This window comes from Solirubrobacter soli DSM 22325 (assembly GCF_000423665.1).
In the GTDB taxonomy this organism is placed as follows: Bacteria; Actinomycetota; Thermoleophilia; order Solirubrobacterales; family Solirubrobacteraceae; genus Solirubrobacter; species Solirubrobacter soli.
This window is the reverse complement of record NZ_AUIK01000027.1, coordinates 17,900-41,690: the sequence shown is the minus strand read 5'-3', so window position 1 is coordinate 41,690 and position 23,791 is coordinate 17,900. Positions and strand designations below refer to the sequence as shown.

Annotated in this window: 26 protein-coding genes; 7 read left to right on the top strand and 19 right to left on the bottom strand. The window is 71.9% G+C overall.

The genetic code is table 11. From position 1 onward, the window contains the following. Positions 1-17 precede the first annotated feature (17 nt). A complete protein-coding gene (locus G569_RS0121775; protein WP_028064995.1) occupies positions 18-308 on the top strand; it encodes a metal-sensitive transcriptional regulator in 291 nt (96 codons plus the stop codon). Between the two features lie 136 nt (positions 309-444). Here G569_RS0121775 and G569_RS50455 read toward each other — a convergent pair whose 3' ends face one another. The 10 genes from G569_RS50455 to G569_RS0121725 form a co-directional block, all read right to left on the bottom strand. Beyond that, positions 445-1,551: a S8 family serine peptidase gene (locus G569_RS50455; protein WP_053226776.1), complete on the bottom strand. Its 1,107-nt coding sequence runs from the start codon at positions 1,549-1,551 to the stop codon at positions 445-447. A gap of 53 nt (positions 1,552-1,604) precedes the next feature. Next, on the bottom strand, positions 1,605-1,970 hold the full coding sequence (locus G569_RS61370) for a DUF2934 domain-containing protein (protein WP_169542215.1): 366 nt from the start codon (positions 1,968-1,970) through the stop codon (positions 1,605-1,607). Between the two features lie 166 nt (positions 1,971-2,136). After that, the gene (locus G569_RS0121760; protein ID WP_028064993.1) at positions 2,137-3,414 is read right to left on the bottom strand and encodes an ATP-binding protein; all 1,278 of its coding nucleotides are present in this window, start codon (positions 3,412-3,414) and stop codon (positions 2,137-2,139) included. A gap of 42 nt (positions 3,415-3,456) precedes the next feature. Beyond that, the gene (locus G569_RS62810; protein ID WP_053226775.1) at positions 3,457-3,849 is read right to left on the bottom strand and encodes a PIN domain-containing protein; all 393 of its coding nucleotides are present in this window, start codon (positions 3,847-3,849) and stop codon (positions 3,457-3,459) included. After that, entirely contained in the window at positions 3,846-4,109 is a 264-nt protein-coding gene (locus G569_RS63930; protein ID WP_028064992.1) for a hypothetical protein, read from the bottom strand. The genes G569_RS62810 and G569_RS63930 overlap by 4 nt, the downstream gene beginning before the upstream one ends. Positions 4,110-4,154: 45 nt before the next feature. Then, complete coding sequence (locus G569_RS0121745; RefSeq protein ID WP_028064991.1) at positions 4,155-4,805, bottom strand: Bax inhibitor-1/YccA family protein; 651 nt, start codon at positions 4,803-4,805, stop codon at positions 4,155-4,157. Between the two features lie 95 nt (positions 4,806-4,900). Beyond that, positions 4,901-9,595 carry an Ig-like domain-containing protein gene (locus tag G569_RS58610; RefSeq protein ID WP_157592211.1) on the bottom strand — a complete coding sequence of 1,565 codons (4,695 nt, stop codon included), beginning with the start codon at positions 9,593-9,595 and terminating at the stop codon, positions 4,901-4,903. A 105-nt stretch (positions 9,596-9,700) separates the two neighbouring features. Then, positions 9,701-10,228, bottom strand: coding sequence for a hypothetical protein (locus G569_RS0121735; RefSeq protein WP_028064989.1), 528 nt, complete (start codon positions 10,226-10,228; stop codon positions 9,701-9,703). Between the two features lie 88 nt (positions 10,229-10,316). Beyond that, complete coding sequence (locus G569_RS0121730) at positions 10,317-11,027, bottom strand: hypothetical protein (RefSeq protein ID WP_157592210.1); 711 nt, start codon at positions 11,025-11,027, stop codon at positions 10,317-10,319. A gap of 86 nt (positions 11,028-11,113) precedes the next feature. Beyond that, positions 11,114-12,742: a hypothetical protein gene (locus tag G569_RS0121725; RefSeq protein WP_157592209.1), complete on the bottom strand. Its 1,629-nt coding sequence runs from the start codon at positions 12,740-12,742 to the stop codon at positions 11,114-11,116. Positions 12,743-12,809: 67 nt separating this feature from the next. Here G569_RS0121725 and G569_RS50440 point away from each other — a divergent pair, with 67 nt between their 5' ends. Together G569_RS50440 and G569_RS0121715 are read left to right on the top strand one after the other, a co-directional pair. Continuing rightward, the gene (locus G569_RS50440; RefSeq protein WP_084285346.1) at positions 12,810-13,343 is read left to right on the top strand and encodes an RNA polymerase sigma factor; all 534 of its coding nucleotides are present in this window, start codon (positions 12,810-12,812) and stop codon (positions 13,341-13,343) included. Then, positions 13,333-14,352: a hypothetical protein gene (locus G569_RS0121715; RefSeq protein ID WP_028064986.1), complete on the top strand. Its 1,020-nt coding sequence runs from the start codon at positions 13,333-13,335 to the stop codon at positions 14,350-14,352. The genes G569_RS50440 and G569_RS0121715 overlap by 11 nt, the downstream gene beginning before the upstream one ends. Here G569_RS0121715 and G569_RS0121710 read toward each other — a convergent pair. The 3 genes from G569_RS0121710 to G569_RS50435 form a co-directional block, all read right to left on the bottom strand. Next, on the bottom strand, positions 14,320-14,907 hold the full coding sequence (locus G569_RS0121710; RefSeq protein ID WP_028064985.1) for a sensor domain-containing protein: 588 nt from the start codon (positions 14,905-14,907) through the stop codon (positions 14,320-14,322). The two genes, G569_RS0121715 and G569_RS0121710, sit on opposite strands and share 33 nt — an antisense overlap. 70 nt (positions 14,908-14,977) lie before the next feature. Continuing rightward, a complete protein-coding gene (locus tag G569_RS0121705; protein WP_028064984.1) occupies positions 14,978-15,637 on the bottom strand; it encodes a response regulator transcription factor in 660 nt (219 codons plus the stop codon). Then, the gene (locus tag G569_RS50435) at positions 15,628-16,686 is read right to left on the bottom strand and encodes a sensor histidine kinase (protein WP_053226774.1); all 1,059 of its coding nucleotides are present in this window, start codon (positions 16,684-16,686) and stop codon (positions 15,628-15,630) included. Before G569_RS50435 ends, G569_RS0121705 begins: the two co-directional genes overlap by 10 nt. An 84-nt stretch (positions 16,687-16,770) precedes the next feature. Between G569_RS50435 and G569_RS0121695 the strand changes: the two genes are divergently transcribed. Continuing rightward, positions 16,771-17,283, top strand: coding sequence for a ribonuclease H family protein (locus G569_RS0121695; RefSeq protein WP_028064983.1), 513 nt, complete (start codon positions 16,771-16,773; stop codon positions 17,281-17,283). Between the two features lie 4 nt (positions 17,284-17,287). Here G569_RS0121695 and G569_RS50430 read toward each other — a convergent pair whose 3' ends face one another. The 4 genes from G569_RS50430 to G569_RS50420 form a co-directional block, all read right to left on the bottom strand. After that, positions 17,288-17,845, bottom strand: coding sequence for a GNAT family N-acetyltransferase (locus G569_RS50430; protein ID WP_211233048.1), 558 nt, complete (start codon positions 17,843-17,845; stop codon positions 17,288-17,290). Between the two features lie 223 nt (positions 17,846-18,068). Then, on the bottom strand, positions 18,069-18,692 hold the full coding sequence (locus G569_RS50425; RefSeq protein WP_037498173.1) for an MOSC domain-containing protein: 624 nt from the start codon (positions 18,690-18,692) through the stop codon (positions 18,069-18,071). Between the two features lie 10 nt (positions 18,693-18,702). Beyond that, entirely contained in the window at positions 18,703-19,134 is a 432-nt protein-coding gene (locus G569_RS0121680; RefSeq protein ID WP_028064982.1) for a hypothetical protein, read from the bottom strand. A 21-nt stretch (positions 19,135-19,155) separates the two neighbouring features. Beyond that, positions 19,156-20,037 carry a DMT family transporter gene (locus G569_RS50420; protein ID WP_053226773.1) on the bottom strand — a complete coding sequence of 294 codons (882 nt, stop codon included), beginning with the start codon at positions 20,035-20,037 and terminating at the stop codon, positions 19,156-19,158. A 75-nt stretch (positions 20,038-20,112) separates the two neighbouring features. Here G569_RS50420 and G569_RS0121670 point away from each other — a divergent pair, with 75 nt between their 5' ends. After that, positions 20,113-21,072 carry a LysR family transcriptional regulator gene (locus tag G569_RS0121670; RefSeq protein ID WP_028064981.1) on the top strand — a complete coding sequence of 320 codons (960 nt, stop codon included), beginning with the start codon at positions 20,113-20,115 and terminating at the stop codon, positions 21,070-21,072. On the opposite strand, the gene G569_RS0121665 is transcribed toward G569_RS0121670, so the two are convergent. Further along, positions 20,975-21,301 (bottom strand): sensor histidine kinase, encoded by a 327-nt coding sequence (locus G569_RS0121665; RefSeq protein WP_028064980.1) that lies wholly within the window; start codon positions 21,299-21,301, stop codon positions 20,975-20,977. The two genes, G569_RS0121670 and G569_RS0121665, sit on opposite strands and share 98 nt — an antisense overlap. Before the next feature lie 117 nt (positions 21,302-21,418). Between G569_RS0121665 and G569_RS0121660 the strand changes: the two genes are divergently transcribed. Then, positions 21,419-22,087 (top strand): response regulator transcription factor, encoded by a 669-nt coding sequence (locus tag G569_RS0121660; protein ID WP_028064979.1) that lies wholly within the window; start codon positions 21,419-21,421, stop codon positions 22,085-22,087. Then, on the top strand, positions 22,084-23,397 hold the full coding sequence (locus G569_RS58605) for a sensor histidine kinase (RefSeq protein WP_053226772.1): 1,314 nt from the start codon (positions 22,084-22,086) through the stop codon (positions 23,395-23,397). Before G569_RS0121660 ends, G569_RS58605 begins: the two co-directional genes overlap by 4 nt. Here the strand turns inward: G569_RS58605 and G569_RS50410 are convergent. Next, positions 23,354-23,785, bottom strand: coding sequence for an LptM family lipoprotein (locus G569_RS50410; RefSeq protein ID WP_037498170.1), 432 nt, complete (start codon positions 23,783-23,785; stop codon positions 23,354-23,356). The genes G569_RS58605 and G569_RS50410 overlap by 44 nt on opposite strands. Positions 23,786-23,791: the final 6 nt, after the last annotated feature.

The following is a 23,791-nucleotide window of genomic DNA, read 5'->3' as shown; positions in this document are numbered from 1 at the left end:
GTGTACCCTGTGGGGGTATGGCCGAGACACGCGGCTACACCGCGACCAAGGAACAGCTCAACAAGCGCCTGGCCCGCATCGAGGGTCAGGTGCGCGGCGTCTCCCGCATGGTCGACGAAGACCGCTACTGCATCGACGTCCTGACCCAGATCTCCGCCATCCAGGCGGCGCTGGACAAAGTCGCGCTCGGCCTCCTGGACGGCCACGCGCGCCACTGCCTGCTCGAGGGCCACGGCGGCCCGGACGACTCAGGCGACCAGGCTGACGAGCTGATGAGCGCCGTCGGCCGGCTGATGCGCCGGGGCTGAGCTCCGCCTTGCCTTCGCCGAGCCGCCGCCGGTAGGCTCGGCAGGGGCGCTCGAGAGGAGACGAGCTCGTGTTCATACGCGTTGCGTACCTCGGTCGACGCGTGCGAGCTGCTGCTCGAGCGTCGCCTGTCGTGAATCAGGCCGGCGCGGTCGCCGCGCCGGCGTCGATCAGCCCGAAGCCGTAGACCGTGTCCTTGCCCGGCGTGCCGAGGTCGTGGGCGGTGAGCTTGAGGCGGTTCTCGATCTGCTTGGCCGTCGGCCTGGCGCCGAGGACGCCGGAAGCGATGATCAGCGCCGCCGTCGCGGAGACGTGCGGCGCGGCCATGCTCGTGCCCACGTAGCTCTTCGGGTAGCGGAACGTGCGGTTCTTGCGGGTGAAGGCGAGCTGGAGGATCGAGCGGCCCGGTGGGTCGTTCGGGCGGCACGCGGCCTCGGGCAGCGGCGCGTCCTTGCCGCCGCCGGGTGCGACGAGGTCCAGGCCGGAGCCGGTGTTGGAGTACTCGGCAAGGCAGCCGTGCTCGGTGACCGCGCCGACCGAGACGACGCCGGGCAGTGCCGCGGGGTAGGAGACGCGGTCAAAGCTGATGTTGCCCGAGGCGGCGACGATCAGCGCGCCCTTGCGCCGCGCGTACTTGACCGCCGCGCGGATGCGCGGGATCTCCGAGCCCGAGGTGATCGAGGACCCGAACTCGAAGCTCAGGTTGATCACCTGCGCGCCTTGGTCAGCGGCGTAGCGCAGGCCTTTGGCGATCGAGAACTCGTCGCCGTCGCCGTAGCGGTTGAGCACCTTGACCGGGATCACCGTCGCGCCGTAGGCGAGCCCGGTGAGACCTTTGCCGTTGTTGGTCGTCTCGGCGATCGTGCTCGCGACGTGCGTCCCGTGCCCGTACTGGTCGTCGGGCTTGTTGTCCTCGCCCTGGCACGCGAGCTCGGTGTTGAGCGTGCGCGAGCAGAAGTCGCGCCCGCGCGCGAAGTGGATGCTCGACAGGTCCGGCGAGCGGTCGTAGTCCACGCCCGAGTCCAGCACGGCGATCTTCACGCCCTTGCCACCCGGCCTACCCGCGGCGATCAGGTTGTCCCACGCCCGCGGCGCATCGACGCCCGTGCCGGGCAGGAAGTTCCACTGATCCTGCTGCCAGCCACCCGGCGTCGTCCCGGCCGTTCCCGGGTCGTTCGGAATCCACGCGCTCGCCGGCGCGGCGAGCGCGAGAAAGCAGACACCGGTCAGGAGAGCGACACGCACGGCGGGCTATCAAAGCGCAACGCCGCGCCGCTCTCCAGATCGCTTAGGCGGTTTTAGGCGACGGCGAGCTGACGCTCGGCGACCTGCCAGTGCGTCTCAGGCCCGCCGGGATGCCCGTTCTGGAACAGGAAGTACGCCGCGATGGCGATCTGCTCCTCGACCGGCACCAGCGCCTCGACGACCGGCTCGGCGACCGGCGCGACCACGGGCTCGGCGACCGGCGCACCAGCGAGGTGCGCGGCGACGACCTCGCGCCACGAGTCGACCCCGCCGCGGCGACCCATCGCGGCCCACAGGCCGCCGATGCCGCGCTCGGTCAGCTCGGTCTTCTTGGGCATCCGGCCGAGCTCCTCGGCGATCGGAAGCAGTTCAACACGGATGGTTTCATCGGTCCATTGGCGGCGTGCAGGCGCTGTCATGCGAGTGAGCGTAACCACGGTCCGCCGGAAAAGAAGGCCCTGCTCACAGCACAACCACCTGATCGTCGGGCTCCTTCCGCCCTCTCGTTCCAAGTTCACATAACGTCGATTAGCGAGCATTCAAGGTGCGACGAGAGAGGGGTTCCCCGTCGCGAACCGCCTTGCGTCACGGGCCGAGCAGCGCCAGCGGCACGACATAGATGCCGTCGGGACGACGGTAGGCGTGCGGGCCGGTGGTGATCACGACCGCGGCGCGCAGTTCGCCCGCCAGCTCGTCGCGCAGCCAGCGCAGGTGCGCGACGTCGACGTCATCGACGGTGGCTGAGAGCTTGACCTCGATGCCGACGATCTCGCCGCCGCGCCCTTGCACGATCAGATCGACCTCGCGGTCGCCGCGCCGCGTGCGCAGGTGCCGCACCTGCGCCTCGGCCGCTTGCGCGAAGACCCGAACCGACAACGTGACCAAGGACTCGAACAACGCGCCGAGGAAGGCGCCGTCGCGCGGCACCGCCGCGAGTCCGCCCTCGCCCTTGAGGAGTTTGTCCTCGGTGAGTCCCAGGAGCGCGGCAGCGAGCGCCGGGTCGACGATGTGGTGCTTCGCGCTCTGCGTCAGACGCTTGAGGTGGTTGTTGGTCGGCGCCCAGCCGTCGACCGGGTCGAGGATGAACAGGCGGGTGAGCGCGTCCCGGTACGCCAGGACGGTCGTCTTGGCGGGCGTCGCCTGGTCGTGCGTCGCCGCGTCGCGGATCTTCTCCAGGCTGGTCACGGTCGACGTGGCCGCGGCGTAGGCCATCATCCATCGGCGAAGCGTGTCCGGACGTCGCACCTGCTGGCCCAGCTCATCGGCGAAGTCGCGGTCGATGATGCGGCTGATGTAGCCGTCCAGGCGCACCCGCCGCGCGCGCCCCGATAACGCGCGGATACCCGGGAACCCCGAGCTGAGGATCTCCTCGGTGTACGCGGACAAACCGAGCTCGCTCGTGCCGCCCACCTCGTCGTGGTCACCGCTCAGGAGCGCTCGGAGGCTGACCGTGGTGTCCAGGTCGAGGCGCTCGGAGAGCGTCATCGGGCGCAGCCTCAGCACGTCGATGCGACCGGCACCGGAGTGTCGCTGCGGGTCGTCGGCCGGAGCGGCCGAGCCCGTCAGGAGGAACGGCCCCGGCGGAACGCCGTCGTCCACCGCGCGCCGGACCGCGTCCCAGAGCGCCGGGACCCGCTGCCATTCGTCCAGGAGCACCGGGCCGTCCCCGGCAAGGAGCCGACCGGGGTCTGCCTCAGCGATCTGCCGTTGCGCCGGCTCGTCCAGACGAGCGATCGTCGCGGCGCGTCGTTGGGCGGTCGCGGTCTTGCCGACGCCCTTGGGACCCTCGAGCGCGAGCGCCGGGAGCGCGCCGACCAGCTCGTCCAACTCGTCGTCGATGCTCCTGCGCCGGTAGCCCGCCACTCCTCTACGCTACCAAATGGCAGCTATATACGCTACCGTTTGTCACGCCTCAGCACTACCATCCGGCGCGTCAGCCCGCCGTAGCGTGAACGAGAGCACCGACGCAAGGGCGTCGAAGTGGCGGTCCACGTGGAGCACGTCCGCTCCGTGTTGCTGCGCGCACGCGGCGATCAGTAGGTCGGGGATCGAGACGCGGTGCCGGCCGCGATCGGCGAGCTCTCGCTGGGCGCCGAGCGCGATGTCGAACGTCTCGGCGTTCATACGCAGGTCACGGAACTCGGCGAGGTCGGTCTCGAGTTGCTGGTAGTCGGCCGGCGAGCGGGCGCTGTAGAGCAGCTCCAGCCGAGTGATCGCGCACAGGCAGAGCTCGTCCTCTTCACCCGCCGTCGGCGCCCCGCGGACGTAGGCCGACTTGTCGAGCAGCAACAGCGTCACTGCCAGGCGGTGTCGGCGAGCAGCGCGTCGACGTCCACGAGCTCCGCCGCTCGCCGCATCGCATCCAGCTGCCGGCGCCTCCGTTCCTCGCGTGCATGTGCGTCGACCTCGGACGCGATCGCGTCCAGACCGATCGCGGCGAGCCGGACCAGCAATTCCTTGCGATCCGTCACATCCGGCCAGCGGCGCTGCGCGACGTCGAGCATCGCGGTGATCTCCCCCGCGTCGGTGATCGTGTAACGCGGGCGGGTCGTCGGCACGGCCGAAGTGTAGCACCGACACCCAATCGGTGCGACACCTCCCCGCTAATTGCGCCCGCCGAAGATCCGCAGGAAGAACAGGAAGATGTTCAAGACGTCGAGGAAGATGCCCGCGGCCAGCGGGATCGCCTCCTCGCTGCCGGCGCGGCGGAGGCGGTTGAAGTCGATGACCACGTAGAGGCCGAAGACCGCGAGGCCGAAGAAGCTGTAGAGCGTGTAGGCGGCCGGGATGCGCACGAAGATCAGGACGATGCCCGCGAGCAGCAGGCCGAGCAGCGCGAAGAACGCGAACCGGTACAGGAAGGACAGGTCGCGGCGGGTCATGTACCCGCCCGCTCCGAGGACGCCGACGAACAGCGCGGTCGCGCCGAACGCCTGGCGGACCGCCATCGGGTCCGTCTCCGCGTAGTAGTTGATCGTGGCGGCGACGCTGGCGCCGGTGCACAGGCCGAAGAGCAGCAGCAGCGCGAGCGCCATTCCCGTGTTCCCGCGTGAGTTGGCGACGTTGAGCCCGATCAGGCAGCCGAGCGACAGCAGCCAGGCGACGAACCACCAGGCGCCGCCCCAGCCGCGCGCGACGTAGACGCCGAGCGTCGCTGCCAGGACGGTGACGGCGACGAGGCCCATGACGCGACCGAACAGCGTGCCGGTCGCGATCTGCGGTGCGGGACGGTCGGCGTAGCCGTAGGCGCTCATGGGCGCGACCGTACTGCTCCGGGGGTGGCGCGAGATCACCCGGTCGGGGTGATCGGCGGGAAGGCGAAGGCCGCCTCCCCGCCGTGTTCTCCGGCTTATGTAGCGGCGACCTGCGTGGTGTAGGTCTTGCCGTTGCCGGCGAGCTTCGCCGTGACGCGGTAGAGCACGTACGGCGAGCCCGCGTCAGGGCCGCGCATCGTGAACGTGAACGCGCCGCTCGGGCTGACCTTGATCGTGGTCGCGGTCCGCCGGCCGGTGCACACGTTCACCCGCAGGACCGTGGCCGTCTTGGGCTTGCGGTTGATCGCGAGCCGGCCGGTGATCTTCATCCCCGAGCGCTTGGTGATGCGCACGTACCGGTCGTAGCGGAACGCGCGGCTGCGGTTGCCGTCGACCGCGGCCGTGTACATGACCGGCTTGACGTCACCGGCGGCCGGGCCGTCGACCGTGGCCGCGAACGCGCCATCGGCGGTGACCGTCGCGGCGCCGACCGCCTTGCCGGCGCGCAGGATCGTGACCTCGCGGCCGGCGAAGGCACGGCGCACGATGCCGCTCACCCGCGCCTGCTTGCCCACCGGGGACACGTCGAGCAGGACGACCGGATCGCCGCAGACCGGCGCCTCAGCGGGCTGGACCGTGGCCGGCTGCACCGTCGGCGGCGCGGTGACGGTCACCGGGTCACACGTGCCGGTGACCGGCAGGTTCCCGGCATCGCCGAGGTACGTCGCCTGCCAGGCATACGCGCCGGCGGCGGTCGGCGTGAACTGGCCGGACGCCGCCTTCCCGTCGGCGTCCACGTCGGCGGCGTCGGTGAACACGGGCGCGCCCGTGCAGCCGTCCTTGTAGAGGCGGAACTCGACCTTGTCGCCCGGCTTGGGGTCGAAGCGCGGCGACACCGCCGCGGTCGCCGAGACCGTCCCGCCGAGGGTCACGCCGCCGGACGGCGCCGACTGGATCCCGGGCCGCTCGGCCACCGCGATCGTGACCGTGGCGGCAACGGCGCCGCCGCCCGCGTTGCTCGCGCGGTAGGTGAACGTGTCCGTGCCCTTGTAGGCGTCGTCGGAGGTGTAGACCACGGTCCCGGTCGCCGGGTCGAACCCGGTCAGCGTGCCGTGGGCCGGGCTGCCGACGATCGCGTACGTGGGCGCGCCGACGCTGACGCAGGCGAGCGTCAGCGTGCGCGCTCGTCCGGCTCCGGCGGTCGTCGTGTAGCTCGCGCAGGTCGGCGCCGGCGGGAGGACCGTCACCTCCACCTCGGCCGACTCCGAGACCCCGCCCTCGTTCATCGACGTGTACCGGAACGTGTCCTTGCCGCTGAAGCCCGCAGCCGGCGTGTAGCGCATGGCGCCCTCGGCGATCGTCGCCGTGCCGTGCGACGGCGCGGTCGACACCGCCGGCGAACCCGAGCGCGAGCAGTCCGCGGGGATCTCGATGCGGGTCTCGTACGGGGTCGTGGCCTTGACGTCCTTGCACGTCGGCGGCGGCGCGAGCACCCGGACCGACGCCTTGGCGGCGTTGGACGTCCCGCCCTCGTTGGTCACGGTGTACGTGAACTCGTCGGCCCCGATGTACCCCGCCGCGGGCGTGTAGCGCAGCGCTCCCGCGACCACGGTCACGGTCCCGTGCGACGGGTCGGCCGCGACCGCGAGCGTCCCCGGCTCGGCCCCCGCGCAGTCACGGTCGATCGTCACCGCGGTCTGGTAGGCGGTCGTCGCGCTCACGTCCTTGCACGCCTGCGCGGCGTTGAGCACCTTCACGCTCACGTTCGCCGTGTTGGAGGCGCCGCCCTCGTTGGTCGCCCGGTAGGTGAACGAATCGGTGCCGGCGTAGCCGGAGGCAGGCGTGTAGCGGAGGGTGCTCCCTTCGACCGTCGCCGTGCCGTGGTCCGGCGCGGCCACGATCGTGACGGTCCCCGGCCCGGCGCCGGTGCAGTCGGCACCGACGGCGACCGCCGTCTGGAACGGCGTGGTCGTGCTGACGTCCTTGCACACCTGCGGCGCGTTGAGCACCTTCACGGTCGCCTTGGCCGTGTTCGAGGTGCCGCCCTCGTTGGTCACCGTGTACGTGAACTCGTCACTGCCGGCGTAGCCCGCGGCGGGCGTGTAGCGCAGCGCGCCCGCGACCACCGAGACCGTCCCGTGCGCCGGAGCGGCTGCCGCTGCGACCGTTCCCGTGCGCGTGCAGTCGACGGCGATCGACACCGCGGTCTCGAACGCCGTCGTGGCGCTCACGGGGCTGCAGACCGGCGGCGGCGCGAGCACCTTCACGCTCGCCTTCGCCGCGTTGGACGCGCCGCCCTCGTTGGTGGTCGTGTAGGTGAACTCGTCGGTGCCGATGAAGCCGGCCTCAGGCGTGTAGCGCAACGCGCCCGCGACGATCGCCACGCTGCCGTGCGCCGCGCTCCCCGCCGCGACCGTCGCCGGGCCGGCGCCCGTGCAGTCGGTGTTGAGCGTGATCGCCGTCTGGAACGGCGTCGTGCCCGACACGTCCTTGCAGACCTGCGGCTTGTTGAGCACCTTCACGGTCGCCTTGGCCGTGTTGGACACGCCGCCTTCGTTGGTCGTCGTGTAGGTGAACTCGTCACTGCCGGCGTAGCCCGCGGCAGGCGTGTAGCGCAGCGCGCCCGAGACGATCGTGACGGTGCCGTGCGCCGCGGTGCCGGCGGCGACGGTCACGGGGCCCACGCCCGCGCAGTCCGTGTTGATCGTGATCGCCGTCTCGAACGGCGTGGTGCCGGAGACGTCCTTGCAGACCTGCGGCGGGTTGAGGATGCGCAGCGTGGCCGTGCCAGTGCCGGCGCCGAACCCGGGTGAGGCCGGGATGCTGCCGGTGAGCGTGTAGGTGCCGGGCGCCGCGCCGGCCGGGATGGCGAGCGAAGCGGAGACGGACCCACTCGTCGGGATCACGGAGCCGCTGCCGGCCGCGCCCGCCGAGAACGTGAACGTGCCCGGCGCGGTGTCGCCTCGCGCGGGGGTCATGGTCGCGCTCACGGGAATGCTGCGCGCCGTCGCGGAGAACGGGGTCGTGGCGTTGTTGACCGCGACCGATGTGGCCTGCGTCTCGACGGCGCCGATGTCAGCGGCCCCGTCGCGCGGGAAGCCACGCTGGTCGGTGGTCGCGAGGCCCTGCGCGGTTGCCGCGCCGATCACCGGGCTGCCGGGATTGGGCGCCATCGTGCGGGTCGGCCCGCCGTAGTCGCCGAGCGCCGCGAGCTGCGGATCGGCGGTGCCGACATACGCGCCGCCGGTAACGGTCTGGGTGAATGTTGAGAGGTTGGTGGTGCCATCGGCCACCTGGGTCGGCGACGACGTAGTGGTCGCGCTGGTGCCCGCGGCCGTGACGATCGACTGCCGGATCGTCGTGATCGCGGTCCGGGCGACGGCGGAGTCGTAGCCGACCGTCGCGATCGAGCCGGAGGCGACGCCGTTGGTGCTCCCCGTGCCGGCCGTCGCGGTGTTGCCCGCGATCGTGGCGTGGGTGAGCGTCAGCGTGCCGTTGAGGTTGAAGATCGCCGCACCGAGCGCGTCGCCGCCCTCCCCCGCGCTGCCGACGCCACCGATGAAAGCGGACGTGCTCGTGCCACCCGTGACGGTGTTGCCGGCGAACGTGCTGTTGACCGCCGTCACCGTGCCGCGGTCGTTGAAGATCGCCCCACCCATCCCGGCGCCGCCGCCGCCCACGCCGATCGTGCCGGCCACGTTCCCTCCGCCGTCGCCGCCGCCGAAGCCGCCCTTGCCGGGAGGCGCGCCGGCCACCCGCCCGTCGCCGCCGGCCCCGCCGGCGCCGAAGCCGCCGCTGCCGGAGCGGTAATTGGCCCAGCCGCCACCGCCGCCGAAGCCACCGGAACCGCCGCCGAACATGGGCGACCCGCCGCCGCCACCACCACCGACGCCGCCACCGCCGGAGCCGCCGCGGTTACCCCCGGCCGCCGGGCTCGAGGCGCCGCCCGCACCGAACGCGCCGCCCGCGCCGCCCGCGCCTTGGCCGGGCTCGCCCTGGCCGCCCGCGCCTGAGCCGTTGCCGCCGCGCGTGCCGCTGGCGTTCGCGCCGCCGAGACCGTTCGCGGACCCGCCGCCCGCGCCGCCGCCCGGCTGTCCGCCGTTCGCGCCGTTCTCACCGGCGGCGTAGCCACCGCCACCCCCGCCGCCGCCGGCGGCCGCGCCGCCGTTGCCGCCCGTACCGGCGCTGGCGGGGACCGACCCGCCGAACCCGCCGCCGCCCTCGAGCTGCCCGTCCTGGCCCATCCCGCCGCCGCTGTTGGAGTTGACGTTGCCTGCGGTGCCGCCGGTCGCGGTGTTGCCGGACATCGTGACGCCGTCGAGCGTGAGCGTGCCCTGGTTGTAGACCGCACCGCCCATGCCGGCCCCGCCACCGCCGAAGGCCGTGCTGCCGCCGAGGGCGAGGCCGTTGGCGAGCTGGACCCGGGTCAGCCGCAGCGTCCCGGCGCTGAGGCCCGAGCGGCCACCGGACACGAAGAAGAACCGCAGGCGCGTTCCTGCCGTGCTCTGGATCGTCGCGCCGGTGGATGTATCGCCGGCGATCGTGATGTCGCTGGTGATCGCGGGCAGCGCGTTCGGGCCGTACCAGAAGTTGTTAGCCGCGCTGAACGCGTAGACGCCGGTCACATTGATCGTGTCCGCGTCGGGTGTCCCGTTCGCGGTGGTGATCGCTGCAATCAGCGCGGCCGGATCGCCGGCCGGCACGTTGATCGTCCCCGCGCGGGCGGTGGTGGTGACCGTCAGAGCCGCGAGGGCCGCCAAAGCGCCCGCCGGCAGGAAAGTGCGCCGCATGTAGGGCGTGAAGCTAGCTGGCGGCCCACGCCCCGACCACGCAATTCGACCAGGTTCTTAATCTGACGAGGAGGCTCCCCTACAAAGCCTCCTCGCGCACACGGACTAGTGGTGCTTGGCGTGACGCTTGCCGTGCTTGCGCTCGAACGCGGCCGCGACCTTGTCGGCTGGCAGGCCGAGCTGCTGCGCGACGGCGTTGATGAACGCGTCGTGGGCGGCCTTGAACTGGGCCTTGAGGTCGGTGCGAGCGGCGTCGAAGGCCGCGGTGACCGTGGCGGTGTCCTTGCCGAGGGCGTTGGCGAAGGCGGCGAGCCAGGCGTCCTTGGAGTCGGCGCCCTTGGCGGCCTCGGCCGCGGCCTTGACCTGATCGGTGGTGACGCCGAGATGCTGCGCCAGCAGCTCCTTGAACGACGGCGGCTTGGCCGCGGCCTTCTGCTGCTCGGAGGCGGCCTTGAGCGCGGATCTCAGCTGGTCCTTGGTGACGCCGAGCTCGCGGGCGATCCTGCCGAGCCCGCGGTCGTGGCCGCGCTTGCCGTGCCAGCCGTGGCGGTCGCCGTGACGGCCGTGGTCACCGCCGTGCGCGAGCGCTCCTGCCGGCGCTCCGGCGCCCAACAACGCGGCGCTGGAGAGCACGGCAGCGATGGTTCTTGTACGTCGGTACATGGCGCTCGCCTGCCCTGGACGCCCTGGGCGGAAACCCGGAAGCGTCCAGACCGACTCCCTACGCGGGAGCGGCGACGTTCGGCTCTGAGGGCGCCGGAGCGCCGATCCGCCCGAACAGTCCCGCCAGCTTGACGGACAACAGCCCGAACAGGCTGCCGACCACGAGCGACACGAAGATGCTGACGACCACGGCGATCCAGGACATCGAGATCAGCCCACCGAAGGCGCCGGTGCCGGCCGCGAGCGGCTTGTTCGTGATCGCCGCCGTGACCGCGTCGACCGAGTGCGCGCCCTTGCCGCCCGGGACGAAGTTGTCCAGGCCCGTGGCGATCCACCAGAAGAACACCGACGCGTAGCAGGCGAACGCGGGTGCGGGCGCGAAGCGGTCGTCCTCCACGACGGTCGAGAGGATGATCAGGCCGGCCGCCGTCAGCCCGATCCACAGCGCCAGGCCCCAGAAGTCCGGCGAGTCGGCGAACAGCGGCCCGAAGTACATGGCGATGCCGGCGAACAGCGCGCCCGTGAACGCGGCCGTGATCGTCTTCCCCAGCGCCGCCGTGTCGGCGCCGAGCATGAAGAACAGGCCCCAGGACACGAACAGCGCGGGCAGCACCAGATGCAGGTTCTGCGGCAGCCCGTACTTCCCGAACACCCCGTCCTGGACCGTCACCCAGTGGAACGTGAAGTTCAGCGCCAACTCCGAGGCCAAGAACGCCAGAACGCCGATGGACAACGTGAGCGGGAGTACCGCCTTCAAGCGAGTGGACATGCGTCTCCTCCGTGTCGGTCGCCGGAGAGATGCCACTCGTGGTGATCCGCGGCAAGAAACGCGCCCGGATCACCACGATGCTGAAATCAGGTGGGTTCGGGGTAGAAGTTGTCCTCGCCCACGAAGACGCCCTCTCCGGTCGGGCTCGGCCGGCCGTCCTTGGTGTCCTCGGCGAACGTCTCGGTCCGCACCGTGCCGTCGGCGAACGTGAGCACGATCTTCCCGCCCGCCTGGACGTCATAGGTCCCGTGCTGGTCCGGCGGCCAGCTCGCGGCCGCCGTGTACGGGCCGAAGCCCGGGTCCCCCATGGTCGACAGCGTGCTGCGGGTGAGGACGAACTGCCCGTCGGGCGTCATCGTCAGGTACTCCTGCGTCGTCGTGCAGCCGGTGATGAAGCCGCAGAAGCCGCTGAAGCTCGAGTGCTTCTGCTCGTTGAACTGGTAGCGCTTTCCGGCGGGCGGGATGGAGAGCGGCGTGTAGCCGTTGCCGTCGATGGTCAGCCGGCCGTCCTTGAACGTGCCCGTCTTGTCGCCGATCGTCACCGCGCCGGTCTTCTCGTCGAACGTGTACGGCAGGCAGCCCTCGCGGGTGTCCACCTCCTCGTCGGGCTCGGCGACGGGCGTCGTGCACGTCGCCGGCAGACCGCCCTTCGGGAAGCCGCTGTAGACCGTCCCGCCGTCGACGAAGTACAGCGCGCGGTTGTCCCACGCGTAGTCGACGTGGTTGACGTTGCGCCACCAGAACGTCCCGACGATCGGGCTCTTCTTGGTCTCGGGCTGCGGCACCGGCTTCTTCGCGGTGCCGATCGTCAACACGACCGCGCTCGTCGCCTTCAGCTTGCCGGCCTTGACCGTGACCTTGAGCGTGGTGGTCTTGCGGGCGGACTTCGTGAGCTTGACCTTGAGCTTGAGCGTCCGTTTCTGCGCGGGCTTGAGCGCGGTCAGCGCCTTGGGCCCTCCGAGCCCAGAGAGCCCGCGCGCCTTGCCGAAGGACACGGTGACCTTCGACGATTTCTTCGACCCGTCGTTGGCGATCCTCAGGGTCAGCGTCATCGACGTGTTGCGCTTGATCGTCGCCGGCGCGCCGCCGAGCGAGATCGTCAGCTTGGCCGCCTTGGACACCGGCACCGGCGGCGTGTTGGTGACCGTCGGCGCGGGCGTCGGCGCGGGCGGAACGGGCGTCGGTGCCGGCGTCGCCGCGGGCGGCGGCGGCGCAAGCGTCGCCGGCGCGTTCGCCGTGGTGTCGTAGGCCGCGTTGAGGTTCGTGTTGCCCGCCGGCAACGTGTAGGCGATCGCGCAGTCGAACGGCTGCGCGAGGCTCGGATCAGAGCCCGAGAGCGTGACCGTCGTGCCGGAGATGCTCATCTGGCCGACCTTGCTCGAGCCCGACTCGCGCGAGAACGCCACCTCGTTCGTCGTGGGCGACCCGAGGAAGAGCACGAACGGCGCGCCGCAAGCGCTGCCGTTGCGCGTTCCCACGATGCCGACCAGCCACGTGTCCGCCCACGACGCAGCGCTCGTCTGGATCGCGACGGTCGCGCTCCCCGCGTCGTCCGCCGTTCCCGCCACCTGCGTGATGTCCGTCCCCGGTCCACCGGTGGAATCTCCGGCCGGGTCGCTTCCCGCGCCCTGCCGGATCGTCGCCTGCGCGGGCGCGGCCAGCGCTCCGCACACCAGGAGCGCTCCCAGCACTCCCCGCCCTGCCAATCCCTTCATGCCCGCATAAGTTACTGGACCGGTCCGGCCACTTTGTTGCCAGGTATCGCAACATTGCGGGTGGCCCGTGGCGTCTTACGAGCATGCCCAACCCGCAGACCACCGCGTGATCGCCGCGTCGCTTTCGGCGGTACGCGCGGACTCGCGCACCGACCTCGCCGCCCGGGCGCTGTCGGTCGCCCGTTCGACCGCGCTCGGCGTGCTCGGGGACCACGCGGCCGCCGAGGACGTCGCGCAGGAGGTGGCGATCGTCGCCGTCCAGCGTGCCCGTTCGCTGCGCGATCCCGCCAAGCTCGACGCGTGGCTCCACAAGGTCGCCGTGCGCAAGGCGATCGACGAGACCCGCCGGCGCAAGCGGCGGGAGACCGTCGAGCTGACCGAGGCGCACCATCCGGCGCAGGAGCCGCTCGAGCAGGCCCTCGCGCTGCTCGCCCCCCTCCCCCCTCGCCAGCGCGCCGCGCTGACGCTCCGTTACGTCCACGATTTGCCCGACGACGCGATCGCCCGCGCGCTCGGGTGCCGCCCCGCCACCGTCCGCTCGCTGCTGAGCCGCGGGCGCGAGGCGCTGCGCCAGACCTTGGAGGCCGAAGATGATCGATGAGCTGCTGGCCCCGCTCGTGCCCGAAGAGCCGACGGACGACGAGATCCGTCACCTGCTCGCCCGCGCCGACCGGCGCACGCGACGCCGCCGGATTCGGATCGGTGCCGTCACCGCCACAGCCGCGGTCGCCGTCACGGCGGCCCTCGCCGCGCTGCCGAGCGACCCGAACGCGCCGCCCGCCGCGCCGCTCAGCGCCGCGGCGCTGTTGAACACGGCGGCGGCGGTCGCCGCCGAGCAGCCCGGCCCGGCGGCCTGGACCGGCTTCCGCTACGTCGAGCAGGTCGAGCGGCGCACCAACGACCGCTACACGCTCGAGACGACCGACGAGAGCTGGACGAGCAGCGACTGGCAGGGCGTGCGGCTCACGACCGGCGCGAAGCTCGTCTCCGGACACTTCCCCACCCCGGACGAGGAGCGGGCCGACTGGGCGCGGCGCTTCGAGAAGTTGCCGGCCGAGCAGCGCAAGAAGGCGCTCGCGTCGCTGGCCAAGGCGAAGTTCACCGACCAGTCGCAGCGGATGCTGGCCGACCGCCGGCTCGAGACCCCGAAGGACATGCCGAACCTCTACGGCGACGGCGCGCTGGCCAAGGTCCCGCTGCGCGACCTCCCCACCGACCCGGCGCAGCTCGGGGCGCTGCTGATCGACGCCCACCGGGATGGCCGGTGGACGCCTGGCGGGTCATGGCGCCCGCTCGGGAGCGACGTCAAGTACGACGTGCTCCGGGACATCATCCTGCTCCTCACCGAGGCGAACGCGACGCCCGCGCAGCGTGCGGCCCTCATCACCGTGCTGCGCAACTACGAGGGCGTCACGCCGCTGGAGAACGTCAAGGACCACCGCGGCCGCGCGGGCAACGGGGTCGAGATCCCGACCGGGCGCGCCACCGTGCGCGTGCTCTTCTCCCCCACGACCAGCGAGTTGCTCGAGTGGTCCGAGCCCGGCGAGATCCACACGTACCTGCGCTTCGGCCACGTCCTAGCGCCGCCCGAGGAACTCGACGGCCAGTGAGGCGTGGAACTTGGCCATCCCGCGCAGGACCCAGACGGTGATGAAGCCGGCCGGGATGGCCAGGAACGCGGTGCCGACGGCCTCGAGGAAGGTGTCGGCGTTGTAGATGCCCATGTCGAAGCCGTCCGGCAGCGCCCAGTACCAGAGCGGGAGCACGGCGACCCCGGCGACGACGGCGACGAGCGTGACGGCGGCGACGCCGAACGCGAACCCCACGATCGAGTGGGTGATCAGCCAGCCGAGGTCGCGCCAGACCTGCGGGTCGCGGAGCGTCTTCATGACGCGGGTGCCGAGCGAGCCGCCGCGGTGCGAGCGGTAGTGGCCGCGGACGGGCCGGCCGAAGACAAGCGCCGCGTTCTGGCGGTCGAGCTCGGCGGTCCAGCGCATGACGTAGGCCGAGCCGATGATCACGGGGATGCCGACGATCAGGATCGCGAGCGTGAGTGAAAGCGTGAGCGCGGCGACCCAGACGCCGAAGGCGAGAACGCTGGTGAGCAGTCCGAGGGTCAGGTAGGCGGCGTCACGGGCGGTGCGGTTCAGAGCGGGGATCAGCATGGGTTTCATGCTCGCCCGATCCGTGCTCCGCGACCATGCGGAGCACGGGTGTCTGACCCTGTGGAATTCCCTACCCCTCGTCGCGGAGGAACGTCAGAACGGCCAAAACCCGCCGGTGGTCTTCGTCCGTGGCGGGCAGGTCCAGCTTGCTGAAGATGTTCGAGATGTGCTTCTCCACCGCGCCCGGCGTAACGACCAGGGCGCGGGCGATGGCGGTGTTGGTCCGGCCCTCGGCCATCAGGCCGAGGACCTCCGTTTCTCGCGGGGTCAGCGCGCCGAGCGCGCCGCCGGAGCCGGACGGGTCTCTTCGCCGGACCAGCTCCGAGACGACCTCGCGGTCCAGCGCGGTTCCACCCCGCGCGACGGTCTCGACCGCGCCGATGAACGCCTTCACGTCCCCCACCCGCTCCTTGAGCAGGTAGCCGATCCCGCCCTCGCCCGAGTCGAGCAGCTCGGCGGTGTAGACGGGCTCGACGTACTGGCTGAGGATCAGGACGCCGAGACCGGGGTACTTCGCGCGCGCTTCCAGAGCCGCGCGGATGCCCTCGTCGGTGAACGTCGGCGGCAGCCGGACGTCGCAGATCGCGAGGTCCGGCTTGTGCCCGGCGAGGATCCGGCGCAGGCCGTCGGCGTCCTCCGCCTGCGCCACGACATCGATCCCCTTGTCTCTCAAAAGCGCGACGATGCCTTCGCGCAAAAGTGCTTGGTCTTCGGCGATGACTACTCGCACGGCAGCTCGGCGTGCACGGTCGTTCCTTCTCCTGGGTTGCTCACCACCACGAGGATGCCATCCAGCGCCTCGACGCGGTTGCGCAGGCCGGAAAGACCGTTGCCGTTCGGGTCGGCGCCGCCCGGCCCTTCGTCGTCGATCTCGACGACCAGTCGGCCGCCCTCCTCGAACAGCGAGACCTTGGCCTCGGCGCCGTTGCCGTACTTGGCGGCGTTGGTCAGCGACTCGGCCACGACGAAGTACGCGGCGGACTCGACCACGGGCGAGAGCCGGCGGTTCAGCCGCGCGGAGACCTTCACGGGCAGCGCGCTGCGCTCGCCGAGCGAGACGACGGCCGCCGGCAGGCCGCGGTCGGAGAGGACGGGCGGGGCGATGCCGCGGGCGAGGTCGCGCAGCTCCTTGATCGCGTTGGACGCCTCCATGCGGGCGTTGCGGACGAGCTCCGCCGCCTCGGGATGGTCGTCGAGCCGGTCCTCGGCGCGGCCGAGCTGCATCGAGAGCGCCACCAGGCGGGCCTGCGCGCCATCGTGCAGGTCGCGCTCGATCCGGCGCAGCTCGGCGGCCTGGGCGTCCAGCGCGCCGCGGCGGGTGCGGGTGAGGGTCTCGACCCGCTCGGTCAGCTCCTTCTCACGCTGCGGATGCAGCGCGCGCCACCACACCGTCGAGAGCCCATGCAGGCCGAGGAACGCGACCATGCCGAACAGGGGCCAGAACAGCCAGAAGCCGAACCCGGTCATCGCCCAGATGAACGTCAGGATGCCGCCGGCGACGACCGCCAGGCTGGCGTGGGTGTTGAGCGCGCGCCATTGGCGCGGTCCCGCGCCGGCCCTTCGGATCGCGTACTGCACCGCGATCGGCACGGTGAGGCCGAACCACACCCAGATCGGCCAGAAATAATCGCCGAACCCCGTCGCGATCCAGATCACGACCATCACGAAGACGATCAGCGCCGAGAAGCTGAGCTGCATCGTGCGGGCGAGCTTCCAGTCGATCTCCGAGCGGGGTTCGTCGTGCTCTTCCATGTACGTGTTTCCCATGGTGTCAACCATCGCGCCGAATCGTCACGTTCTCCCTGGGGCGCGATGGCGTTTCGTACTGAGGTTGTCCCCACCCCCCTCTATCTTCTCCGGCCGATGCCTGCCCCTCGCCGTCGCCCCGCCATCAAGGAGACCCCCGTCGAGCAGCGCCCCGGAGAGGCGCTGGTCTGGACCGACGGCGCGTGCTCGGGCAACCCCGGGCCCGGCGGCTGGGCCGCGATCGTGATCCCCGCCGACGGCGGCGAACCGGTCGAGCACTCGGGCGGTGAGCCCCAGACGACGAACAACCGGATGGAGCTGACCGCGGCGCTCGAGGGCCTGCGCTCGCTCCCCGACGGTGCCGACGTCACCGTGGTCACCGACTCCCAGCTGATGCTGAACTCGATGACGGTCTGGCTGCCCGGCTGGAAGCGCAAGGGCTGGAAGACCGCGGCGGGCAAGCCCGTGAAGAACCAGGACCTGATCGTGGCACTGGAGGCTGAGGTCAACCGCCTCGGCAACGTCCGCTGGCACTGGGTGCGCGGCCACGAGACCGGCGCGGGCAACGAGTACAAGGCGCTCAACGACCGCGCCGACCAGCTCGCGGTCGCCGAGTCGAAGAAGTTCTGACCCGTCAGCGACGACCGGGGTGCACGAACGGCGTCGTGGCGGCCAGCTCGACGAAACCGAGGCGCTCGAGGATCGGCCGGCTGTCGGCCGATGCGTCGACCTGGAGGTAGCGGAAGCCCCGGGCGGACGCCAGGGCCGCCCGGTGGGCGATCAACGCTCGGAACACCCCGCGACCGCGCCATGCGCTGAGCGTGCCGCCGCCCCAGAGGCTGGCGAAGTCGGTTCCGGCGTGGAAATTCACTCGTGCGGCGGCGATCGGAATGTCCGCCGCGGTGGCGATCACGGCCGCGACCGAGCTGGACCCGCGCTCGAGAGCGGACAGCAAGGCCCTGCCCAACGCGGCGTGGTCCTCGCCGAACACCTCGTCGTGCACCGACACGAGCGCGTCGACGCCCGGCTGGTCGACGACCGCACGCAGCTCCACGCCGGCGGGCGGCGGCACGTCGAGTGTCAGGTCGGCGATCTCGGCGACGAGCAGCGCCTCGGTGGGCTCGGGTGTGAAACCGGCGGCGAGGAGCCGTTCCGGGAGGTCAGGGGTCGGTCGTGTGAGTAGTGCTTCCACTCCCACGGGCGAGCCAGTTCTGCGAACCGGCTGACCTGCGCTGCGATGACGGCGTCGGCGTCGGTGGCGTCCAAGCCGCTCCAGACCACGCCGTTCCATCCATCCACCCCGCCGATGCGCCGGATCACACGGCCGTCGTGCTCGATGAGTCCGTCGGGCTCGGGCGTCGGATCGCGACGAATCTGCTCGTCGAAGGCCGCGAGCACCGCTCGCCGGTCCATGGCTAAGCGGCTTCGAGGAGTTCGGCGCGGAGCTCGTGCGAGAGGCCCGGCACGGCCAGCACCGCCGGCGCGAGTGAGCGGTCCTTCAAGCACGCGTCGGCGGCGAACGCGAGCGTGACGCCGTGGTCCGGGATCGAGACGACCTCGATCTCGTCGCCCGCCCCGAGCTCACCCTCCTCGACGATCCGCATGTAGGCGCCGGGGCGGCTGGCCTTGGCGAACGCCTTGACCATCCGCAGGTCGTTGAAGCGGATGCCGAGCTTCGAGCACGGCAGACGCGGCTGGCAGACCTCCAGCACGACCGTCCCGATCCGCCACCGCTCCCCGAGCAGCGCGCCGGACACGTCGAGCCCGAGCGTCGTCAGGTTCTCGCCGAAGACGCCGTTCGGAAGGTCGCCGTGGATGTTCTCCCACCAGTCGATGTCCTCGCGCGCGTACGCGTAGACGGCCTTCTCGGGGCCGCCGTGGACGCTGCGGTCGGCCTGGTCGTCGCCGGCGAGATTGACGCCCTCGACCCGGACGCGACCCTCGACCGGTGCCTTCCAGATCGCCGACATCAAGGGCTTGCCGCGGCGAGACGAGATCTCCCGCGGCCTGCCGACGTTCACGGAGACGAGGCTCGCCACGCCCCGAAGGCTAGCCCAGCGTGAAGCGGACCCGCTTGACCTCGCAGACGTCGATCACGCGGCCCTTGCGGGAGAACAGCTCGCGCACGCCGAGCGTCCCGACCCACTGCTCGCCGGAGCGGTTGACGACGAGGTTCGTCGTGATCCGCCCGCGCATGCCGCCCTTGATCCGGACCCGGTAGCTCTTGCCGGTGTCGGTCACGACGTCCGCGCTCACCGAGGAGAACGGCGCGGTGAACCGGGTGCCGCCCGTCGCGCGGTAGCCCTTCTTCTTGCAGGGCGCGCGCCAGGAGACGCGCACGCTCTTGGGCACACCGTCCGCGCCGGTGACCAGCGAGGCGGTGCGGCCCTGGCTGGTCTTCCCGCGGAAGGTCTTCGCCTCCGCCGGCGCGGTCGCGATCAACAGCGTGGACAAGGCTGCTGCGGCGGTGAGCTTGAGCATGGCCCACCGAATACCCGGATTTCAGGCGAGCGATGCGGTCCGCGACGGGAGGTTCACGATCACCGCCGCCGACAGGACGGCGAGGGCGCCGAGCAGCTGGACCGCGCCGAGCGCGCTGCCGAATGTGACGAACACGAGCGTCACGGTCACCGGCGGCTCGAGCGTGCTCAGGATCGCCGCCGTCGACGGCCCGACACGGCTCATGCCGCTGAAGAACAGCACCACCGCGCCGACGGTCGAGACCAGCGCCGCGAGCGCCAGCCACAGCCAGCCCGCGGGGTCGAAGCCGAGGTCGATCGAGCCCGTGGCGAACGCGACGACGCCGAGCGAGACGCCCGCTCCGGTCGAGACGAGCGCGGCCAGCGGCAGCGCGTCGAGCTCGCCGGTCACGCCGTCGCTGACGAGGATGTACGTCGTGTAGGTCAGCGCCGCGCCGGCGCCGAGCGCGGCGCCGACGAGGTCGAAGTCCCCCGCACCCGCGCCCGCCAGGACCAGGACGAGCCCGCCCGACGCGGTGACGAGGGCGACGAGACGCCGCCGGTTGGCCGGCTCGCGTCCGAGGAGGATCGCCGCCCCCGTCACGAGCGCGGGGTAGCTGTAGAGGATCAGCGAGAGCACGGAGGCGTCCATCCGCCGCAGCGCCATGAAGTACAGACCTGCCTGAGCCGCGTAGCCGACGGCGCCGAGCGCGAGCGCGCGGTAGAGCACGCCGCGCGCCACGCGTGGGAAGCTGCGACGCGCCACGACGGCGGCCCACAGGACCGGCGCCGCGATCGCGAAGCGGACGAACAGCAGCGTGGCGACGCCGACGCCCGCCTCGAAGGCGAGCTTGCCGAAGATCGGCATGACACCGAACGCGGCCGCCGACGCAAGGACGAGGAGGGCTCCGGTGCGCTGGTTCATGTGGGTCATTCCAGCGCGCATGATCATCCATTCCCACTGGAAGTTCTGACGATGATCGTGTAGTTCTTCTTCACGATGCTGGACCTGAAGCGCCTGCGCCTGCTGCGCGAGCTCAACGCCCGCGGAACGATCGGCGCGGTGGCCCTGGCGCTCGACTACAGCCCGTCCGCGGTGTCGCAGCAGCTCGCGCTGCTCGAACGCGAGGCGGGCGTGCCGCTGCTCGAGCGCGTCGGCCGAAACGTCCGCCTCACGGCCGCGGCGCAGCAGCTCGTCCACCACACCGACGCGCTGCTGGAGCGGATGGAGGAGGCGGAGTCCGATCTCGAGGCGACCCACGAGCAGATCACCGGGACTCTGCGGGTCGCCGCGATCCAGTCGGCCGGTCTGTACCTGCTCGCGCCGGCCCTGCGGCGGCTGCGGGCCGAGCACCCGGCGTTGCGCGTCGAGGTCACCGACGCCGAGCCCGAGACCTCGCTGCCGAGCCTCGCGCTCGGCACGCTCGACATGGTCCTCGCCGACCAGTACCCGTTCCTCCCGCGCCCGCGCGATGACCGGCTCGATCTCGAGCCGCTGCTGGAGGAGCAGTTCCACCTCGTGATCCCCGCCGACCATCGGCTGGCGCGCGGTGAAGGACCGGTCGCGCTCGCCGCGCTGAAGGACGAGCCGTGGGCGATCGGCAAGGACGACAGCGCCTACGCCGAGCTGATGATCCGGGCGTGCCGCACGCTCGGCGGCTTCGAGCCCGACGTCCGCCACCACTCCAACGACCTGCTGATGCTCCTGGCGTTGGTGGCCAACGGGCAGGCGGTGACGCTGCTGCCGGATCTGGTGGGCGCCGACCGCGAGCCGTCGGTCGTCGCCCGCGAGGTCGCCGAGGCGACGCTCACCCGCACCGTGTTCGGGGCGATCCGCCACGGCAGCGCGCGGCGGCCTGCGCTCAATGCGCTGCGAGCAGCCCTGCGGGATACAGCGGCTGGGCTTCGGTCGGCAGCCAGGCACGCACCCGAAAGCCTCCCTGCGCCCGGGCGGCCGTGAGCCCGCCGCCGAGCGCGGCCGCCAGCTCCGCGACCTCCTCCAGCGAGGAGCCGCAGCCGTCGTGGTCGACCTGCACGGCGAGCGCGCCGGGCATGTACTCGATCGCGACGGTCGCGCCGGTCGCCTTGCGCGCACCGGCCAGCGTCTCGCGCACCACCCGGTACGCGCTGTGGTCGACGACGTGCGGCAGTCGCCGCGGCTCGCCGGCGCGGTCGAGCGCCACCGGCATGGTCGCGGTTCCAATCAAAGTCTCTAGTTCGCGCAAGCCCATCACCCAGGCCGAGTTCTACGGAGCATCTTTGAGAGGACTCTGATGGACCTGGATTTGTGACGTACCTTCTCTGAAATGTCCGAAGCCGCACTCCTTCTCGTCGATGACGATGCGCCGATCCGGCGCATGCTCGAGCGCACGCTGACCGCCGAGGGCTACGACGTGGTCGCGGCCGCCGACGGCGGGGCGGCGCTCGCGGCGGTCGAGCGCAGCGTGCCCGACGCGATCGTCCTGGACGTGACGATGCCCGGCCTCGACGGCCTGGCGGTGACGCGGCGGCTGCGGGCGAAGGGCCTGCGCGTGCCGATCCTGCTGCTGACCGCCCGCGACGCGGTCCACGAGCGGGTCGCCGGACTGGACGCGGGCGCGGACGACTATCTCGTGAAGCCGTTCGACGTCGACGAGCTGCGGGCGCGGGTCCGGGCCCTGCTGCGCCGCAACGCGCCGCTCGCCACAGAGCAGCTGGCCTTCGCCGACGTCACGCTCGACCTCGAGACCGGGACGGCGCGCCGAGGCGGCACGGACCTCGAGCTGACGCGCCGCGAGGCGGAGCTGCTCGCGCTGCTGCTGCGCAACGCCCGCGGCGTCGTCACCCGCGAGCTGGCGCTGGAGGAATGGGGCGGCGAGGGCGAGGTGACGATGAACGCCGTCGACCGCTACGTCGCCTACCTGCGCCGCAAGCTCGGCGACCCGCCGCTGATCCACACGGTCCGCGGCGTCGGCTTCAGGTTCGATAGGGAGTGACCCTACGTAGGCGCGTCGCCCTCGCCGCGGCGGCGTCGATCGCGCTCGCGGTCGCGCTGCTCGTGATCGCCGTGCCGAAGCTGCTCGAACGCGAGTTGCGTTCGAGCCTCGAGGACACGCTCGTGCGGCGCGCGGCCGACGTCGCGCGGCTGAACGCCACGGCGCCAGACCAGCTGACCGCCCCCGGGGCGCTCGAAGGGACGCTGTCCGGCAGCGCGCTCTATGTGCAGGTGATCGACCGCAACGGCCGCATCCTGGGGCGATCGAGCGCGCTCGGAGGCCGCGTGCTGGACGCCGACGGCGCGACGGAGCGGGCGCTCGATCAGCGCCAGTCCTCGTTCGCCGACGGCGACCTCGGCTCCGAGCGACTGCGGATGTACGCGGCGCCGCTCGGGGAGCTCGGCCGTGGTCAGGCGTCGGGCGGCGCCGTGCTGGTCGCCGGCTCGCTCGCCGACATCGAGCGCACGCTCGACCAGACGCGGCGATTGATCGCACCGCTCGCGCTCCTCGCCGCGGCGCTGGCCGCGCTGATGGCGGCGTGGCTGACCCGCCGCGCGCTGCGCCCGCTCACCCGCCTGTCCTCCGGCGCGCGGGCGATCGAGCACTCCGGCGACATCGGCGAGCGCCTCCCCGAGACGCCCACCCGCGACGAGGTCGCCGAGCTGGCGCGGACCCTCAACGCCATGCTCGCCTCGCTGCAACGGGCGCAGGAGGCCGAGCACCGGTTCGTCGGCGACGCCTCGCACGAGCTCCGAACCCCGCTCACCGCGTTGCGCGGCAACGCGGCCTACATCGCCCGCCACGGCGCCGATCCGGCCGTGCTGGCCGACATCGAGGCCGGCGCGGAACGGCTCTCCGAGCTGCTCGACGACCTGCTCGCACTGGCCCGGGAGGACGCCGCGGCCCCCGCGCAGGGCGAGCCGGTCGCGCTGTCGGAGCTGGCGCGGGGCGCGGACGAGCTGATCGTCGAGCAGGACGTGACCGTGCGGGTGGAACGGCCGGCGTTCGAGCGGGCGGTCGAGAACCTCGTCCGCAACGCGCGCAAGCACGGCGAGGGGCGGGTGACGATCACGGTCGGCGGCGAGGACGGCCGGGCGTTCCTGCGGGTCGCCGACGAGGGCCCGGGTCCGGCGCCGGGCGAGGACGTCTTCGAGCGCTTCGCCCGCGGGCCGACCGCGCGCGGCGAGGGCTCAGGCCTCGGCCTGGCGATCGTGAAGGCGATCGTCGAGCGGCACGGCGGCGCCGTCACCGTCGACGGCCCGGCGTTCACGCTGTGGGTCGATCAGTGGCCTCGCAGCGCGGGCGACTGAGCGGCAGGTCGTCGATCAGCCAGGCGTCGCCCTGCAGGACGAGCCGCCAGCGGCGGCAGTCGGCGAAGACGATCGTCGCGCCGGTCCCGTCGGTCGAGACCGTGACGGCGCGCGTCTTGGCCGGGACGCGCTCGTGGCCGATGACGACGTCCGCACAGCCCGTGCCGCGTGTGCCGGCGAGGTAGCTCTGCGCGACCGGTGTCAGGAGAGCGCACACCGCTTCGCCGTCGCGGCTGCGGAATCCGCGGGTGAAGTCGGTGACGACGCGGGTGAGCGCCGCGGACTGCTGCGGGGTCGGCGCGACCGGGCGCACGTCCGGGAGCGGTTCCGAGGCCGTCTGGCCGCAACCGGCGAGCACGACGAGGGCGATCAGGGCGATCCGGCGCATCCTTGA